Source organism: Sporomusa acidovorans, assembly GCF_900101845.1.
Taxonomy (GTDB): Bacteria; Bacillota; Negativicutes; order Sporomusales; family Sporomusaceae; genus Sporomusa; species Sporomusa acidovorans.
In genome coordinates this window covers 1-15,936 of the sequence record NZ_FNAM01000078.1, presented here as the reverse complement: position 1 = coordinate 15,936, position 15,936 = coordinate 1, and the positions used below count along the sequence as shown (strand labels likewise).

General features: G+C 40.6%; 19 protein-coding genes. 3 read left to right on the top strand and 16 right to left on the bottom strand.

From position 1 onward, the window contains the following. Nucleotides 1–76 precede the first annotated feature (76 nt). Nucleotides 77–1,216: an ISAs1 family transposase gene (locus tag BLR65_RS27425; protein WP_093797802.1), complete on the bottom strand. Its 1,140-nt coding sequence runs from the start codon at nucleotides 1,214–1,216 to the stop codon at nucleotides 77–79. Nucleotides 1,217–1,273: 57 nt separating this feature from the next. On the opposite strand from BLR65_RS27425, the gene BLR65_RS27420 reads away from it, so the two are divergent. After that, nucleotides 1,274–2,713 carry an LCP family protein gene (locus BLR65_RS27420; RefSeq protein ID WP_245693089.1) on the top strand — a complete coding sequence of 480 codons (1,440 nt, stop codon included), beginning with the start codon at nucleotides 1,274–1,276 and terminating at the stop codon, nucleotides 2,711–2,713. A gap of 142 nt (nucleotides 2,714–2,855) precedes the next feature. On the opposite strand, the gene hsp18 is transcribed toward BLR65_RS27420, so the two are convergent. Both hsp18 and BLR65_RS27410 read right to left on the bottom strand, forming a co-directional pair. Beyond that, nucleotides 2,856–3,299 carry a heat shock protein Hsp18 gene (hsp18, locus tag BLR65_RS27415; RefSeq protein WP_093797800.1) on the bottom strand — a complete coding sequence of 148 codons (444 nt, stop codon included), beginning with the start codon at nucleotides 3,297–3,299 and terminating at the stop codon, nucleotides 2,856–2,858. A 295-nt stretch (nucleotides 3,300–3,594) separates the two neighbouring features. After that, a complete protein-coding gene (locus BLR65_RS27410) occupies nucleotides 3,595–3,981 on the bottom strand; it encodes a (deoxy)nucleoside triphosphate pyrophosphohydrolase (protein WP_169716869.1) in 387 nt (128 codons plus the stop codon). Nucleotides 3,982–4,097: 116 nt separating this feature from the next. On the opposite strand from BLR65_RS27410, the gene BLR65_RS27405 reads away from it, so the two are divergent. Next, complete coding sequence (locus BLR65_RS27405) at nucleotides 4,098–4,589, top strand: CBO0543 family protein (RefSeq protein ID WP_093797808.1); 492 nt, start codon at nucleotides 4,098–4,100, stop codon at nucleotides 4,587–4,589. 276 nt (nucleotides 4,590–4,865) lie between these two features. On the opposite strand, the gene BLR65_RS31565 is transcribed toward BLR65_RS27405, so the two are convergent. From BLR65_RS31565 to BLR65_RS31550, 12 genes are all read right to left on the bottom strand, one after another. Continuing rightward, the gene (locus tag BLR65_RS31565) at nucleotides 4,866–5,537 is read right to left on the bottom strand and encodes a sugar phosphate nucleotidyltransferase (protein ID WP_169716868.1); all 672 of its coding nucleotides are present in this window, start codon (nucleotides 5,535–5,537) and stop codon (nucleotides 4,866–4,868) included. A gap of 20 nt (nucleotides 5,538–5,557) precedes the next feature. Continuing rightward, nucleotides 5,558–5,677: a sugar phosphate nucleotidyltransferase gene (locus tag BLR65_RS31560; protein ID WP_169716867.1), complete on the bottom strand. Its 120-nt coding sequence runs from the start codon at nucleotides 5,675–5,677 to the stop codon at nucleotides 5,558–5,560. A gap of 1 nt (nucleotide 5,678) precedes the next feature. Further along, nucleotides 5,679–6,740, bottom strand: coding sequence for a glycosyltransferase (locus BLR65_RS27390; protein WP_093797792.1), 1,062 nt, complete (start codon nucleotides 6,738–6,740; stop codon nucleotides 5,679–5,681). Continuing rightward, nucleotides 6,737–8,038, bottom strand: coding sequence for a glycosyltransferase family 4 protein (locus tag BLR65_RS27385; RefSeq protein ID WP_245693090.1), 1,302 nt, complete (start codon nucleotides 8,036–8,038; stop codon nucleotides 6,737–6,739). The genes BLR65_RS27390 and BLR65_RS27385 overlap by 4 nt, the downstream gene beginning before the upstream one ends. Before the next feature lie 5 nt (nucleotides 8,039–8,043). Beyond that, nucleotides 8,044–9,051: a glycoside hydrolase family 130 protein gene (locus BLR65_RS27380; RefSeq protein ID WP_093797790.1), complete on the bottom strand. Its 1,008-nt coding sequence runs from the start codon at nucleotides 9,049–9,051 to the stop codon at nucleotides 8,044–8,046. Nucleotides 9,052–9,318: 267 nt separating this feature from the next. Then, a complete protein-coding gene (locus tag BLR65_RS27375) occupies nucleotides 9,319–10,647 on the bottom strand; it encodes a replication-associated recombination protein A (RefSeq protein ID WP_093797789.1) in 1,329 nt (442 codons plus the stop codon). A 246-nt stretch (nucleotides 10,648–10,893) separates the two neighbouring features. Next, entirely contained in the window at nucleotides 10,894–11,148 is a 255-nt protein-coding gene (locus BLR65_RS27370; RefSeq protein ID WP_093797787.1) for an AbrB/MazE/SpoVT family DNA-binding domain-containing protein, read from the bottom strand. 70 nt (nucleotides 11,149–11,218) lie between these two features. Beyond that, nucleotides 11,219–11,704 carry a chemotaxis protein CheW gene (locus BLR65_RS27365; protein WP_093797785.1) on the bottom strand — a complete coding sequence of 162 codons (486 nt, stop codon included), beginning with the start codon at nucleotides 11,702–11,704 and terminating at the stop codon, nucleotides 11,219–11,221. 27 nt (nucleotides 11,705–11,731) lie between these two features. Then, nucleotides 11,732–12,988: a PocR ligand-binding domain-containing protein gene (locus BLR65_RS27360; protein ID WP_245693088.1), complete on the bottom strand. Its 1,257-nt coding sequence runs from the start codon at nucleotides 12,986–12,988 to the stop codon at nucleotides 11,732–11,734. Between the two features lie 225 nt (nucleotides 12,989–13,213). Continuing rightward, nucleotides 13,214–13,666 carry a peptide-methionine (R)-S-oxide reductase MsrB gene (gene msrB, locus BLR65_RS27355; protein ID WP_093797783.1) on the bottom strand — a complete coding sequence of 151 codons (453 nt, stop codon included), beginning with the start codon at nucleotides 13,664–13,666 and terminating at the stop codon, nucleotides 13,214–13,216. Nucleotides 13,667–13,751: 85 nt separating this feature from the next. Further along, nucleotides 13,752–14,066: a cation transporter dimerization domain-containing protein gene (locus tag BLR65_RS31555; RefSeq protein WP_281241615.1), complete on the bottom strand. Its 315-nt coding sequence runs from the start codon at nucleotides 14,064–14,066 to the stop codon at nucleotides 13,752–13,754. A 38-nt stretch (nucleotides 14,067–14,104) separates the two neighbouring features. Beyond that, on the bottom strand, nucleotides 14,105–14,545 hold the full coding sequence (locus BLR65_RS31550; RefSeq protein WP_281241614.1) for a cation diffusion facilitator family transporter: 441 nt from the start codon (nucleotides 14,543–14,545) through the stop codon (nucleotides 14,105–14,107). A 241-nt stretch (nucleotides 14,546–14,786) separates the two neighbouring features. Here BLR65_RS31550 and BLR65_RS27345 point away from each other — a divergent pair, with 241 nt between their 5' ends. Next, the gene (locus BLR65_RS27345; protein ID WP_093797781.1) at nucleotides 14,787–15,446 is read left to right on the top strand and encodes a cytochrome c biogenesis CcdA family protein; all 660 of its coding nucleotides are present in this window, start codon (nucleotides 14,787–14,789) and stop codon (nucleotides 15,444–15,446) included. A 231-nt stretch (nucleotides 15,447–15,677) separates the two neighbouring features. Here BLR65_RS27345 and BLR65_RS27340 read toward each other — a convergent pair. After that, nucleotides 15,678–15,936, bottom strand: a 259-nt coding sequence (locus BLR65_RS27340) for a hypothetical protein (RefSeq protein ID WP_218130676.1), incomplete at its 5' end; no start/stop codon positions are given.

Genomic DNA, 15,936 nt, shown 5'->3' with positions numbered 1-15,936 from the left:
ATTTATGAAATTGGCATAATTATACCGTTTTTTGAACACAATGTCAACGTCTTCTATCCTATAAATCAGGGCATGTTCATGAAAAAACCTTAGGGTTAAAAATAACGGATTCCATATACTCCATATCCAACGAACAACGATAGCGTTTTCGCTGAATAGACATATTAGATTCAGTCTCCAATTTTAATAAATTAGCAGATAACCTTCGCAGTTGTGACAGATTAGCTGCTTCCATCTGAAGCCGTGTCAACCATTGATCTTCGCGAAAGCCAACATCTAAGACCCAGTGTAAGTTATTTTCGATTCCCCAATGAGACCTAGATGCTTGGGCAATTTCTTCTACACTACCTTGGACACTCGTGATATAGAGGCGAATTTCTGATTGGGCTTCGATATCGTTTTTAATGTCACTCCTGAAACTTTCTGTCATAAGCAGTCCTGACAGCCCAGCCCATTGTTTCTTTTCCTTAAACCAGTCTAAATTGCGAAACAAATAGTACCGGCGTTCTTCTATCCGACCATGTCCCTTTTCGATGGTGCGATATATTTCGTATTGGTTTTTTTCTAGTGGATCTTGAATCACGGACTGTGCATATTCAAGAAACTCTCTGTGCATGGTTCCTTGATTACCCTTGAGCCCAATAAGATAGTCAGCTTTCTTTTCTTTTACTATCTTATTTACCAGTTCCTTCTGGCATCCCATAGCGTCCATCGTAACGATAGCGCCCTTTATATCCAACAAATCTAATAATTCAGGAATGGCAGTTATTTCGTTACTTTTAGCCTGAGTATTGACTTGAGCTAAAGAAATTTTGTTCTCACTACACCAAGCACTGACCATATAAATTAGGCCTTTTCTGCCTTCATTATGGTAGGTTCCAGCAAGAGACTTTCCATCGATGGCAACTACGCGTCCTTTGCTAACCACTTCAACATGGGCCATGATTTGAGAAAACAATACAGCAAACGCTTTAGGTTGAATAATTTGCAAAACTCTTGCAAAGGTCAATCGGCTTGGAATACCGTTTTCTAGTGGAAGAAATCCTTGTAGCCATTCTTTTCTTGCTATCGCAAAATCGTAGATTTCCAAAGCACTGTTGGCGTTACAAGTTACTGCTAGCAAACAAATAATCAAAATATCCGATAATTTATGTTTTACCTTCCAAGCTTGTCGGGGATCAGGCATTTTTTCCATTATAGCAATGATGTTTTCCATTTTCTTCACCTCATTGCTATAATTTTCTCTTTTCTCCTTTTTTCCTTCTTTATCCTAATGAATTTTCATGAACATGCCCTGTCCTATAAATCTGTATTGACAATAAAAGGAACAGGTACTACACTTACAGGTGTATTATTATTGACAATATTTGAGCAAAGAAGGCAAAGGAGACCCACATTTTGCCAAAGATCTCCTAAAAAACCAAAAGGAGGTCTTTCTTTTATTTTTTTTACAAACCACACAATGTGCAAATTATTAATCGAGGGTGGAGACATGGTGCAAAATTTAAACGAAATGATTCCCCGGCGAAAAGTAAAACGACGTCTCAAGAAGGGTCGTGCTGCAATTCTGGTAGCCATCGTGCTGTTAATTGTTACGGGAATTTCGTATGCTCTATTTTCAGAAGACAGCCAATCAGTAATGGGGCTGGTACATCCTGTAAAAGGAAAAATCAATATTTTAGTTCTTGGCGCGGATGAACGCCAGGATGACACCGGGCGTTCTGATACCACTTTTGTGACCACAATTGATACGGATGCCAAAAAAATAACAATGCTGTCAATCCCGCGAGATACCCGTGTAAAAATTCCGGGACATGGGTGGGATAAAATTAACCATGCCTATGCGTTTGGCGGGTCAAAGCTTTCCAAAGAATCTGTTGAAAACTTATTGGGTATAAAAATCGACTACACTGTTGTCATAAATATCAATGGATTTGTCCGCATGATTGATGCTATCGGCGGAGTTACAATCGACGTAGATAAACGGATGAAGTATGCCGATCCTTATGATGATAACGGCGGACTATATATTGACCTTCAGCCAGGCGTCCAAAAGCTGAATGGTAAAACAGCAATCGAGTATGTCCGTTACCGGGATGAGGAAGGAGATATCGGCCGTGTAGCCCGGCAACAAAAATTTTTAAAGGCACTGTTGCAGGAATTTACTAAACCCCAGCTTATTGCTAAACTGCCTGATCTTATTAAACAGCTTTCGACTACGATAAGAACAGACATGCCTAAAAATGAAATGCTCAAACTGATTCCCATTGTAAGTGATGCTGCAAAATCGGGTCTCGCAACGGAATGGATATCAGGAACACCTATTTGGATACAAGATGTCAGTTACTGGTTGCCTGATATTAAAGAGCTTCGCGCTAAAATTGCTCAAATACAGGCAATTTCAATAGATGAAAAATATAAGCAGGCTACCGAGCTACTGGTAAATGAATATAAGCAATCCATACCAAAAGAAATCAAGGTTGCGGATGTTCCTCCGGTTGTGCAAGCCACGCCAGAAAAACAATCTGTCGGAACTGTAAAAGCTTCTTCCAAACCCAATAAATCAAAAACTGGACCTTCCCAATCCCCGGAAAAAAACAACTTTCCTCCAAGAACCGCCTCGATAAACAATAACCAAAATCCTCCCATGCAAGAAGCAACCGACAAAGTTGTTCATAAAAATGCAACTTCTAACACAACGCCGAAGCAGTAAAACATATGCCTGCCTGATAGGGGAGTCATAGCAAGAAAAAACTGTGGTTAACCATTAACGGTTAACCACAGTTTTTCACTTACAAAATGAGTATTTTTGAATTGATCTCCTTAGGGCTATTATGTGGAAGTCACATCTACTATTAACGAATAGGTATCGTTTTATTGATTGTAGCGTTATTCTCCCGTTTGGGAAGAGTGATCGTTAAAACACCATCTGTAAACTCAGCGTCAATATTCTCATCACGGACATTTCTAATGTAGAAACTTCTGCTAAATTCTCCAAACCGCCGCTCACGCCGCAGGTAATTACCGTCTTTTATTTCTGTCTCATCATTCCGTTTAGCGGAGATGGTTAAGTAATCATTTTCAAAATGAATGGTGATGTCTCCCTTTTGAATGCCTGGCAAATCAGCTTTTATCATATAGGAGTCATTAGTTTCTTTCAAATCAACGTGGAAACTGCTCCCTGTTGTGGTAAAAGGAGCAAAAAAGTCTTCCCGAAAGAACTGATCAAAAACCTGGTTAAAGAAATCTTCCCTAGAAGTCAATTCATTTTTTTTGTTAAATGGGATCAAGTTAAACACATTTACTCCTCCTCAACTATGAATTACCAATTACGTAATGAATTGGTTCTTTTATTGACTTTATTATACCATAAAGTCAATAAAAGTCAAAAAGTCTAAAAGTCAAACTTCCTCGTCTTGGAGAAAGAAGTCCCATTTAACCAAATTATCCAGATCATACTCAATTTTTTTTGCGCTTTCCTCTATTTTCTCACATCTTTAACGTTAGCTTTATTTAAATATCATCTCAGTTTTATGTACCATGACTCTCTACGTCGGCTAGAACCCTTAGCGAAAAAAGGGGGCAAAGGCTTACTTATCCCGAGACTGTTTGTAGTTTTTGGGCAACGATACTATCTGCAGGAGCAAATTCATATTGGTTTAAATCACCGATATCTACCCAAACGAACATGTCATGATCAATCAATACCGGATCTCCTGCTATCCACTCTGCCCAATAAAATAGTAAGTTTATCGGTCCCCTTGCATGCTCGTGCAGGATAGAAATAAAATTACCTTTTGCACATACACGCATATTAAATTCTTCCAATATCTCCCTCTCAAGACCTTGTTGCGGGGTTTCATTTCTTTCAATCTTACCGCCAGGAAATTCCCACTTACCATTTAATTCCGGCGGGAATGTTCTCCTGGCAATTAAAAGTTTGTTGTTTTTCTTTATCAAACCGGCTACTACTTCTTTCATAGATGTAATCTCCTCCATTTAGTAATTACTACGGAAATTAGCTGCTAATAATAAATCCCTAATCTTGAAAAACTACTTGAATAAAGAAGTACTGTACAGGAGTGATATCAGTGACTATGGACCTTGAGCAATTGCTTATGCTTACAGCAGCGATAATTACTTTGCTATTGCTGATTTTTGCTGTTGACTGGCGATATTTTCGGGATTGGGTCGTCGTTTTCTTTTTTAAATGCACTCTTGATTTTATTTGGGGGAGTGCCGTTGAAAATTTGAAACTTTTAGAATACCCGGTCCGCCTGCTGCCAAAATACTTCGAAACAAGTCTGCTTTTCGAGGTGTGGGTATTCCCGGTATTATGTATTCTATACAACCAAACTACCCGTACGCAGGGTCTGGGAAACATCATCTGGAATGCCCTATTATTCAGTGCCTTCATAACGGCAATAGAATATCCTCTCGAACTCTATACCGACCTTATAAAATACAAATCCTGGAGCTGGTTTACTACCTATTATACACTTACGCTAACGTTCCTGGCGTCCAGAGCTTTTATAGCCTTTTACCGGTGGGGTTGCACCTACTTCAGTTCAACAGGGCGTGCAGATTAAGGGAAACCCTAATCTGCAAATCAAATAGGAAAAACTTAGGAATAAAACAATTTTAATTGATTAATCAGTGGCAACTATAGGCAAATTCAATAGTTAAAATTAATGTAAACATTCGATAGAAATCTGTAAACCCCTTCCAATCAATTCTATCCACCGCTTTCCATGCTTACCCCCATGGTATATACTAGCATCGCAATAACATCAACCCACTAAAAAAATCCAGAAAATCGCGGCTGTGCGAAATCCTGGATTCATCAAATATATCCTATGCAAAATTCAAACAAGCTTTTGCGCATATTCCTCTACTAATTCGTCGAGTTCTTCTAATGAAACTTCTTTTTTAACAGACTCGTGTTGCATTTGGCCAGCTTCACTTTTATTTTCTAAATTAGACTCCATGATATAACCTCCAATGATTAAGTTGCCTTTAGTATTACCAGATTGTTCAAAAACATTACACATTATTGCCATCCTTAACATATCTAGACTCGCCCATAACAATCGGTAAAACGAACGATATCGTCTTCTTCGAGATAATTCTTTGCCTTCGCCAATAATTGTATAACTACCCCATGGTCGATACATCGTCGTATTCTCAACAGCTTCCTTACGGCCTTGACGTGTTAACTCCGCTACCAGTTGTTCCGGTTGAATACCGAAAGTCACGATTTTGCCACGGCTAGCCAAAAGTTCCGCATTTTGCATATCGGTCATAAAATCCTGCTGTGAATGAATAATATGGTCGGACGGGACTGCTAACAGAATCTCTTTTCCTGTACTCTCAAGCTTATCCCAACAATATCGCATCGCTAAGGCAATAGCCGGAGCCGTATTCCTGCCGACAGGTTCAAGTACTATATGAGCAGCTTGTGCCTTGCAGTTTACAAGTTCCTCGCGAACTTGATGCTGATATGCACCATTAGTAACAACAATGATATCTGACGGCACTACAATCGATAAATACCGTGTTATAGTTTGTGAAACAAGGATTGCTCGCCATTAATTTGCAAGAATTGTTTTGGGTATGATTTGCGCGATAAGGGAAAAAGCCGTGTTCCTCCGCCGCCAGCCAGAATGACAATTTTCATCTCACACTCTCCCCTCCATGCTTCCATATGTCAACCTTTCAGTATTTCGCACAGCCAAATTAGCCATAACATAACTGACTATGCTCTCAGCTCCCTGATTGCGGTTTATACCTTCAGGAGTAATACCGTCAAAGCAACCGCCCGTATCCGGATCGATCAGGCTTTTTCTTAAAGAATTTTCACCAGAATACCAGGCAAAACTTTTTTGCGCTAACTCCAGCATTGTTCTTTCACCAGTAATAGCAAAAGCCGCCAAATGTGCTAAAGTAGACATAGCTGCTTCAACCGGCTGTTGGTCATATAAGGCAGGTTCTTTGCCACGCAACCACCAGCCCTTGCAGCCTACCGGCCAAAAAAAGCCACTGCGAAAAACTGTTTTATCTAAAAAACTCAAGCTATCCTGTGCAATCTTGAGAAACTTTTCCTCATTTGTCACGCGGTAAGCAATAAACATAGCCCAAGGTAATACTGCGTTATCATACGTTAATTTGTTCTCGAACCATTGCCAATCCGTATCTGTCGCGCACGTTGCAAAGGCGTCAGCTAGCTGGGCAGCAAGCTCACTAACTATACCGCGAACCTCACTGCTGTTAAGAAACTCAAGTGCAATGACGCTATATGCCTTCCCTCTGACAAAATGCAGATGAAACTGAATATTGTGCAGAGCGCGGCGGAAAACATCCAGGCAGGCATCCTTTATCCCTTGCGGTATAGCCGGTGAAGCCATCGTATAGCCTAATGCCCATAGACAACGTCCGAAGCAATCTTCTGACCCTTCTATTTCTGTAAACTTGCGCTCATAGGTCATAAAATTCCGAAAACGTCCTGTTTCATTTTGTGCATGCAGAATAAAAGCCAAATAACGATAAACTAGCTCCAAATATTTTTTCTGATGCTGCTGCTCGTAAAGCATCACCGCCATAATTAAAGCCCTGGCATTATCATCAGTAGTATAACCCTTAGCGTAATCAGGAGTACTCCACCTGGTGTGCTGAAGCATACCGGTACTATCGGTCATGCGAAAGATATGTGATTCATCAATTAAAAGCTCCGACTTAATCATAACTTTGCCTTCATTCCCTTGTGCGGGTCCAAATCAAATGGAAAAGCCACATAGTTATCCATCGAAGGCAATGACGTCCTCTTATTTTTGTATAACTGACTATTCATCCTGTTGATTGCAGGTAAACACAGTTCCATATACTGGTTGGCTACATTCTCCCACATCATGGTCCGGCCGACAGCCATCGTCCTTTGCTCCATCTTCTTTTTTCGAACCGGATCATTAAGCACAGTTCGTATACAGGCAGCCAATGAATCCGCATCTTTGCATTGAGCAAGCAACCCTCTGCCTTCACCCAGCATTTCTTGCGCATACCGGTAAGGAGTCGATATAATCACCCTGCCATACCCCATCGCATAAGCCAGTGTCCCGCTGACAGCCTGCTCCGCAGACAAATAAGGAGTCAAATATATATCAGACAATTGGAGATAGGTAATGACTTCTTCTTTAGTCAGGTATTTGTCGACAAACCGGACATGCTTACTTACCCCCAATTGTGCCGCCAATTTAATAAGGCTCTGGCGATAGCTTTCGCCCATGAGCTTTTTAACATTAGGATGGGTTTTACCTAGAATCAAATAAATCACATTCTTAAAATCAGGCACCACTTTTGCCAAAGCTCTAATTCCGTATTCAAGTCCCTTAGCCGGACTAATAAGCCCAAAGCTGCTGATGACCTGCTTATTTTGTAAATCCGGGTAAGACAATTTCAATTGTTCTCGCGAATTTACCTTGATATTAGGGACGCCATGGGGGATAAACACAAGTTTTTCCGTCCGGATGCCATAAGTCTCCGTCAATATTGGCATAGAACTTTTAGCCATGGTCACTACTTTTGAACTCAGCCTTCCTAATTCCTGTAAGACGTTCTTCTGCTTAGAAGATGGTGCTAACAGCACGGTATGAGTCGTTACAATAAAAGGAATTTTTAACTCTTGGGCCAAGTCAAGAATATAATCACCGCAGTCGCCGCCAAATATGCCATATTCATGTTCAATAACCAACAATTCAACATGTTGATTGGCCCATTGAGCCGCCTTCGCATAACTTGAACGATCTTCCTGATCCAATGTATATTTTACCCTTGAATCAACATACTTTTCATCTTTGGCTACAGCAATAATACTCACTTGCAGTGAGGATATCTTATCCAGTTCATTGACCAAATCTTCGGTAAAGGTTGCTAACCCGCATTCCCTAGGCGGATATGTACTTAAAAAGGCAATTTTTTTTACTGTGTTGGCAATCATATAACATCTCCCCTTTTCTGACTGCTTTTTTGCCCACAGATCGGACATGTCAATCAATAAACATCCCCCTGTGGCGGTTCCGGACAAGAACAGATGTATTCCAGCAATTCATTAATATTAGCAGTAGCCAGAGCAATACAAGTATCAGCTCCGCCATAGTACATTTTTAACTCACCTGTTTTTTCATCCATTACCCATCCACAGGAAAAAACCACGTTTCCTATATCACCTGCACATTCATATTTGGCCTCCGGACCAAAGATCCACTCGTCACTGCGGTGCAATACCTTAGCTGGATTTTCCAAGTCAAGCAGCGCCAAACCTAGCCGATAAATAGATCCGGCACAAGTCTGGCGCACTCCATGGTACAAAAGAAGCCATCCTTTTGAAGTTTCCAGAGGAGGTGCGGCAAGACCAATTTTCCCACTATCCCACCAACCGCCGGATCGCGCGTGCATTAATACATGTCCATCATTCCAATGGATAAGATCATCAGAATAAGAAAGCCAAATATGGGCACCTGGCACATAGCTTTCAACAATAGGCCGGTGAATCAATACCCATTTTCTATTGATGCGGCGCGGAAAAAGGGCAGCATCTTTGTCTTCCCGTGTCGTGGCAAGTCCCAGCCGGGAAAACTTTTCAAAATCATCCGTTAATGCGATAGCCACACGCGGACCGTTTCGGGAATAAGCAGTAAAGGCAACTGCCCATTTACCCAGTTCATCAATCCAGGTAATCCTTGGATCTTCAACTCCCCATAATTCTTCCGGATAATCAGCTATATTCCTCGCTAATGTCGGTGTGCTATCAATTTGCCAATGAGTAATGCCGTTTTCACTGATCGCCTTAGTAAGATGAGAAAACCCCCGTCGGTCTTCTACCCTTGCCAGCAAAAGAAATTTCCCCTGAAAGGATGTTGCCGCCGGATTAAAAACGGTATGCGCCGGATAAGGCCAGTCTTTAGCCGTTAAAATTGGGTTATTAGGCTGTCTTCTAAAAAGTTCCTTATAAGTACCGTCAGTGCTTTTCAGTCTTGTCATAAAGTTTTCATTAATCATAAAAGCTCCTCCCTTCCTTGTTATTCACTTAATCATTTTTGACCTTGAAACGGCTTACACCGGTAAATAAAAAAAACACCTTAAGATTCATGTTAAATGAGCCATTTTTCTCACTTAATCTTAGTATCTTTAAGGCGGATATAATACATTATGTTTTGTTAGTACTCACCGTCGTTGAGTGCTAACATTTATTATTTGAATTATACAACATATTTCTCATCCTGTCAAATTTTTCTATTTCAACAAGCTATTACCTATGTTTTCATATCAATTTCTAGGTTTATTACTCTTCTGCTTTTTTATAAACTCTAAGCGCTCTTTTATATTTTTTTCAATACCTTGGCTAGTAGGATAGTAGTACTGCCTGTCTTTAAGATTTTCAGGCAAACACTGCATATTGACTATTTTATCTTCAAAATCATGAGCATATTGATAACCCTTGCCATAGTTGAGAGTTTTCATAAGTTTTGTCGGCGCATTTCTAAGATGCAGAGGCACACCATCCGCAAGCGTGCTGTGGGCATCCTTTTTGGCTTTTTCATAAGCCACATACAGCGCATTGGATTTGGCAACTATGGAAAGATATACTACCGCCTGGGTTAGATGCACGTTACACTCGGGCATCCCCAGATAATGAACTGCATTATATACTGCAATTGCCATTTCCAGGGCTCTCGGCTCAGCAAGCCCAATATCCTCAGAAGCAAAGCGAACCAGCCTTCTGGCAATAAATAAAGGCTCTTCCCCAGCTTCCAACATTCTGGCAAGCCAGTAGACTGACGCATCCGGATCACTGTTGCGCATCGATTTATGCAAAGCAGAAATAAGGTTATAGTGTTCTTCACCATTCTTATCATATAAGAGTGCTTTCTTTTGGATGCAGTCTTCCACAATGTCTTTATTTATTACAGTAGTATTGCCTTGCATATTGCCGCTCATTACTGCCATCTCCAGTACATTAAGCGCCGTTCTGGCATCCCCATTGGCATATACGGCTATTAATCCCAGAAGCTCATCGGCAATATCGATACTTCGATCGCCATAACCTCTTTCATCTTTCAGTGCATTCTTTAATAGCTGTATAATATCCGCTTTTTGCAGGGAATGAAGTACAAACACTCTGCTTCTAGAGAGCAAGGCCGAATTAACTTCAAAAGAAGGGTTTTCCGTAGTGGCACCAATAAGAATAATGTTGCCCTTCTCAACATGAGGAAGAAAAGCATCCTGCTGAGCTTTGTTAAAACGGTGAATTTCATCAATAAAGATTACAGTGCGTTCACCCATCAGCCTGCTCTGTTCTGCTTTGGACATTATTTCCTTAATTTCTTTAATGCCCGAAGTTACTGCGCTAAAGGTTATAAACTTTGCGTTGGTCATTTCGGCCATAATCATAGCGATAGTAGTTTTACCAACACCTGGCGGTCCCCAAAGAATCATAGAAGTTATATTATCCGATTCAATTAACTGCCTCAATACTTTTCCCTTGCCTAGAATATGTTCCTGTCCAATATACTCCTCAAAATTTCTGGGTCTAACCCTGTCGGCTAAAGGAGCTTTATGTACATTTTCAAAAAAAGATCCTTGCGTATAACTCATTAATTACACCCAATTTCTTAAAAATAATACATGCTGTTTTCTATATTATAATCCCTTTTGCTACATGTTGCTATTGAACCGAAAAATGATTAGGCAAAAGGTAGCGCTCAGCACCTTACACACAAAAAGGCCCTGACGATAAGCCAGGGACCTTAACTTTATTTTTCTGCGAATAGACTCTGTAACTTATCCAGTTAACCATTCCACTTATTTACCGACTAATTGGGGAGACTGTCCTACCTGGAATTATCCCGGAAACCTGTGCTGACTCATAGTCGTAAAGCAATTTTTGCAAACATTTTTTCCCTTGAAATTAGTTACTTGAGCTACACTTCCGCAAAACACACAAACTGGTTCGTGTTTCCGTAAAATGATCTGGTCATCTTCCGTATATATTTCAAGCCCATCTTTTTGTACAATACCCAATGTGCGGCGTAACTCAACAGGTAATACGATTCGGCCGAGCTCGTCAACTTTTCTAACAATTCCAGTTGCTCTCACTTTACATTTCTCCTCTTTCTGTAATTACTTAAAATAATACTAAGAATTTTTTCCATTATCCATTCCATAGTCAAGAGGAAATTGCTAGATCAGATAGTTTTACCAGAGAAGCTTCCATAGATGAACCGTCTTCCGTAAGCAGTTGAACGGGGTCTAGTATAATAATCATACGGTCATCCACTTTAGCAATCCCTTTAATGTAGCTTACACTTAAACTGCCAGCAAGAGTAGGCGGGACTTGCAGTTCCGCCTCGTTAAAGTGCACAATATCTGTTACTTCATCGACAATACAGCCGACAACCTGTCCCTCCATATTTAACATGATAAATTTACTGTCTTCCGCATTGGTCATTTCCTTTAAGCCAAATTTGTTACGCAAATTATAAATATAGTTCACTTGCCCCCGGAGATTGATCATACCCTCAATGATTCGTGAATGACCAGGAACCTTTTGTATTTTATATTTTTGAGCACGCAATATGCCATTAACAGCGAGTGCATCTATTCCATATTCACTGCCATCGATCTCAAAAATGACTATCTGGCTAATTGCCATTTGTTTCCCCCCTTTTTCCTAATTCGATCAGCCTTCATTCGCTAGCGCAGTTAGTTGTTCTGTTATACTTGTAATTTCCTCTACACTTGCTGTAATTTCTTGAATTGCGGCTGCTTGTTGTTCAACAGTTAATGCCGTTTCGCTACCCATGGCAACTGTACGGTCAACAGAGTTTCTTATTAAAGTAGTAAACTCTTTTATTTTGCCCACTGTCGCTTTGGAGTCTGCAGACAGCTTTCTAATTTCTTGTGCTACAACCCCAAAACCCAGTCCCGCTTCCCCCGCTCTGGCAGCTTCAATCGCGGCGTTTAGCCCCAAAAGGCGGGTTTCATCGGCAATCTCCTTGATTAGATCCATAACTCCGTTAATTTCACCCGTAACGGAATTTACTTTACCTATTTCAGTATTTAAATTGTTTTGATTGTCACTGACAGTACCAGCAGAAGCGGCTAGTTCTTCCATAGTGGCCGATATTTGATGTAAGCTATCGTCCAGCACCATTGCCACTGATTTGAGCTTTAGATGCTGAAAAGCATTCTTGGACATATTGTTAGCAACTGTATAAAGAACATTCGCGGCTGCCTCAATACTTTCTCTTGATAAAATTCGGACTTCCTTGGCCGCAGCCACATACCCGCTACCATCAACACCTATTTCATTAGCGATTTTCCTATATTTATCTTCATCGGGACTTGATGTGAGGACTTGGCCGCCTAAAATTGTTCCAAGCAATTTTCCTTCAACCAATATCGGTGCGGCAAAGTCAATCAAGCCTGCATGACATTCATAAACGACCGGTTTACCGGTTCGCACTGCTTCTTCCCCACCTTTACGATGAGACTCGGCACAACGCTTGTCCCCACATTCGGTCGAGTGGGTAAAATCCTTACAGAACCTTGTATATGAGCTAGGATTGGTTATAGGCTTTCCTTCAGGATCAACGGTTACACTAGCTACTCCAACTCCTTTAGCAAAATCATCCTGAAACTTTTGGAGAAAATCAATGTTAATTACATCGGTAAGCTTAAGTGTGGATAAATTCACTTCATAGTTAGTTGCTTTGTTTTGTACCCCTGGCTTGCTCATGTACATTCCTCCCAGTATTTTATTTGACGGAAAGATCGGCAGCTTATTAGTCTGAAATCTCCAGTTGTAAATTACAACAGCAAGATACATGCCAAACACTGATATTTCTTCATTTTCAATTGCCAGCAATCTCAAAATTTCCGAAATTACTATATTTTCGTCATTTTTCGCAACCTTACCTTTCAACAAAAAGTTCATTCTTACCGACAGTTCATGTCAAAAATTGCATTACTGTGCAACTTTTTACATGAAACTTTTGTGGTTTTTCCCGAAAAAATACCCTCTGTTTTACAGAAGGCTAACCTAGTCATTAACGACCTATGCTACTAATGTACGCCCCCATTTTTAGGAGGAATACATAAACAAAATATATTTCTTATCAGTTGTCAATATGTTATCTTTCGTTACATAGGTAAGCAATAATTATTTCTCAAATAATGCAAGCCACTCCCCATAGCCTTCCTTCTCCAATTCTTCTTTGGGGATAAACCGCAATGCGGCAGAATTAATACAATACCGTAAACCTCCGGGCTGCGGCCCATCTGTAAATACATGTCCCAGATGAGAGTCTGCTTCGTTGCTGCGCACTTCTGTACGAATCATAGCATGGCTTGTATCTACTTTTTCCCGTATTTTCTTTTTATCTAATGGTTTTGTAAAACTCGGCCATCCACATCCAGAATTAAATTTATCCAGCGAACTAAATAATGGTTCTCCTGAAACAATATCAACATAGATTCCATCACGGGTATTGTCCCAATACTCGTTTTGAAAGGGCGTTTCCGTCGCATTTTCTTGTGTTACGGCAAATTGTAGTGAATTCAACCGTTTTTTTAATGCTTCATGATGGCCAAAATTGGCAGATTTTTTATCCATATAGTCCCTCTTCTCTTATAATTTTCTAAACGGCATGTATTTTCTACATATCGGTCGTACCATAATTAATATACTCGTAAACAAGCTAAACGATCAGATTTGCATGCTGAAAATCTTTGGCCTCAATTTGAAGGGTTGTATGATGAATACTAAACTGTTCTTCGATACGCATAATGGCCTGCTGCAAAATACTTTGGCTGTCTTGGTCATTGTCAATTACCAAATGGCAAGTGAGCGAGTCTATACCGGAGGTAACTGTCCAGATATGCAGATCATGAATACTCTTCACACCAGGTATTTGCAGCAAAACCCGTTTTACTTCATCGATATCAACGGTAAGCGGCGTTCCCTCCATAAGAATATGGATACTTTCGTCAATAACGCCCCAGGCACTTTTCAGTATTAAAATCGCAACAATAACACTGATAATTGGGTCAGCTATATACTAAATAAATTGGCTAATAACCCTATCGTCGCAATTGTCATCATGAGCCAGCTGCTAACCGTGGGAGGTGTAAAAAAGCGTTGATATGCCTCCCAAATAATAAATCCTGCAATAATAAATAGAGCAATACCATTCACGAGAGCGGCAAGAATTTCAAATCGATAAAAGCCATAGGTCTTTTGGGGTGATGGTGGTTTGGCTGCAAACCACATTGCTACAAGACTTAAAGCAAGAGAACTCACATCACTTAACATATGTCCGGAATCAGAAAGCAGCGCCAGACTATTTGCTGTAAGTCCGCCAAGAAACTCTAAGGCCATAATAATCACGGTTATTACTAATGCAATAGACAGTCCCCTTTTATTTCTTTCTCTGGATACGCTATGACTGTGCGTTCCAGGCTCACTGACATGTGAATGGGAATGATGATGCACTATACTTCTCCTCCTTTTGGTTATCTTTTGTTACTTTTACCAAGAATATATACCCTAAATCAGCAAAATAACAAACCTTTCTGACTGCAACTACTGCTATGGCACTACAGTCGTTTTCTTGATAGGCAATATTCCATTTTAAGCAGGCTTGTTAACCCCTGACCGAAAATTTTGCATAAGACGTCCTTCAGCCGGCGTACTATGGTAGTGTGCACATTTAATGTGGTGAGGGGGCTATCAAATGGAACTCAATTCTGCGGCACTCCTGACTGCCTTTTCCGCCGGACTTATTTCCTTTTTCTCTCCGTGCGTTTTGGCAGTACTGCCTGCCTGTACGGCTTTTCTTGGCAATACGAAAAAAAGCGTCGGCAATCCCAGCATTAAACAGTTATGGATCAATATTGCGTTGTTTCTAAGCGGATTTTGTATTGTCTTTCTGGTAATCGGTGCCGGCACAGCCTATCTGGGCCAAGCCTTACATAATTATCAGCACATTCTTAGTAAAATTGGAGCAGTGTTCATGGCAGTAATGGGCCTACAGCTTAGCGGACTCATTTCTTTTACTATAACCCGGCGTAAATTTCATTTGCGTTTTCCCGCCACCGCCGGGCCCGGAGGCATCTTTCTTCTGGGTTTAGCCTCCACGGCCGCCTGGACTCCGTGTAATGCCCCGTTGCTGGCACCGGTAATTGTCTATGCCAGCACATCACCATCCCTTCTAAAAGGAATTTTCCTCTTTGGAATTTACGTCCTGGGCTTTTGCTTGCCTTTCACCTTATCAGCAGTTACCCTTAATCGTTATTTTAATAAATTACATTTATTATCATGCCGACTGCCCATGTTTCAGCGCATTGCCGGTATATTATTGGTAATCGGCGGCTTTTTACTTTTTTTGAACTAAATTCCTGTTCATTATAGTTCACAAATAAAAAAAGACCAGCTTTTCTGATCTTTGCTTCATAACAAACCATTTCTCTCTTTATGGCAGGGGCAGAAGTTCATTCTACTATCAGGTAATTTAACTATACTTTTAGCTGTGTTATAACCCGACTTTTACAGTTTAAAAAACGCGAGAAGCCCCTAGCCGTTGAAACTATGGGCTTCTTTGTAGTTGATTCATGTGTAAATTCTGTTATGCTACAGTAATATTTTTTAGAAATTTATTGAATACCTCCTGCCTTGGATAAACATTGTAAAAATTCGTGCCGAACGTTTCCTGAATTAACTTGTAGTCCAGCGCGATTTCGTCTTTATCCGAATAGACCAGCGTATCCACTATCTCGCCTTTTTTGTTTCGCACCTTTTGAAATGCAATCGCACCGCCGACATCGTCGAGGTGAATGATACCACCCTTCAAAACCTGACATGTCGCGGTACCCAGTGCTCTTGCG

Bases quoted from the DNA above. Each gene is read 5' to 3' on its own strand.
- BLR65_RS27425 (WP_093797802.1), bottom strand. From the start codon at position 1,216: ATGGAAAACATCATTGCTATAATGGAAAAAATGCCTGATCCCCGACAA.
- BLR65_RS27420 (WP_245693089.1), top strand. From the start codon at position 1,274: ATGAATTTTCATGAACATGCCCTGTCCTATAAATCTGTATTGACAATA.
- BLR65_RS27410 (WP_169716869.1), bottom strand. From the start codon at position 3,981: ATGAAAGAAGTAGTAGCCGGTTTGATAAAGAAAAACAACAAACTTTTA.
- BLR65_RS27405 (WP_093797808.1), top strand. From the start codon at position 4,098: ATGGACCTTGAGCAATTGCTTATGCTTACAGCAGCGATAATTACTTTG.
- BLR65_RS31560 (WP_169716867.1), bottom strand. From the start codon at position 5,677: ATGAAAATTGTCATTCTGGCTGGCGGCGGAGGAACACGGCTTTTTCCC.
- BLR65_RS27390 (WP_093797792.1), bottom strand. From the start codon at position 6,740: ATGATTAAGTCGGAGCTTTTAATTGATGAATCACATATCTTTCGCATG.
- BLR65_RS27385 (WP_245693090.1), bottom strand. From the start codon at position 8,038: ATGTCCGATCTGTGGGCAAAAAAGCAGTCAGAAAAGGGGAGATGTTAT.
- BLR65_RS27380 (WP_093797790.1), bottom strand. From the start codon at position 9,051: ATGATTAATGAAAACTTTATGACAAGACTGAAAAGCACTGACGGTACT.
- BLR65_RS27375 (WP_093797789.1), bottom strand. From the start codon at position 10,647: ATGAGTTATACGCAAGGATCTTTTTTTGAAAATGTACATAAAGCTCCT.
- BLR65_RS27365 (WP_093797785.1), bottom strand. From the start codon at position 11,704: ATGGCAATTAGCCAGATAGTCATTTTTGAGATCGATGGCAGTGAATAT.
- BLR65_RS27360 (WP_245693088.1), bottom strand. From the start codon at position 12,988: ATGAACTTTTTGTTGAAAGGTAAGGTTGCGAAAAATGACGAAAATATA.
- msrB (WP_093797783.1), bottom strand. From the start codon at position 13,666: ATGGATAAAAAATCTGCCAATTTTGGCCATCATGAAGCATTAAAAAAA.
- BLR65_RS27345 (WP_093797781.1), top strand. From the start codon at position 14,787: ATGGAACTCAATTCTGCGGCACTCCTGACTGCCTTTTCCGCCGGACTT.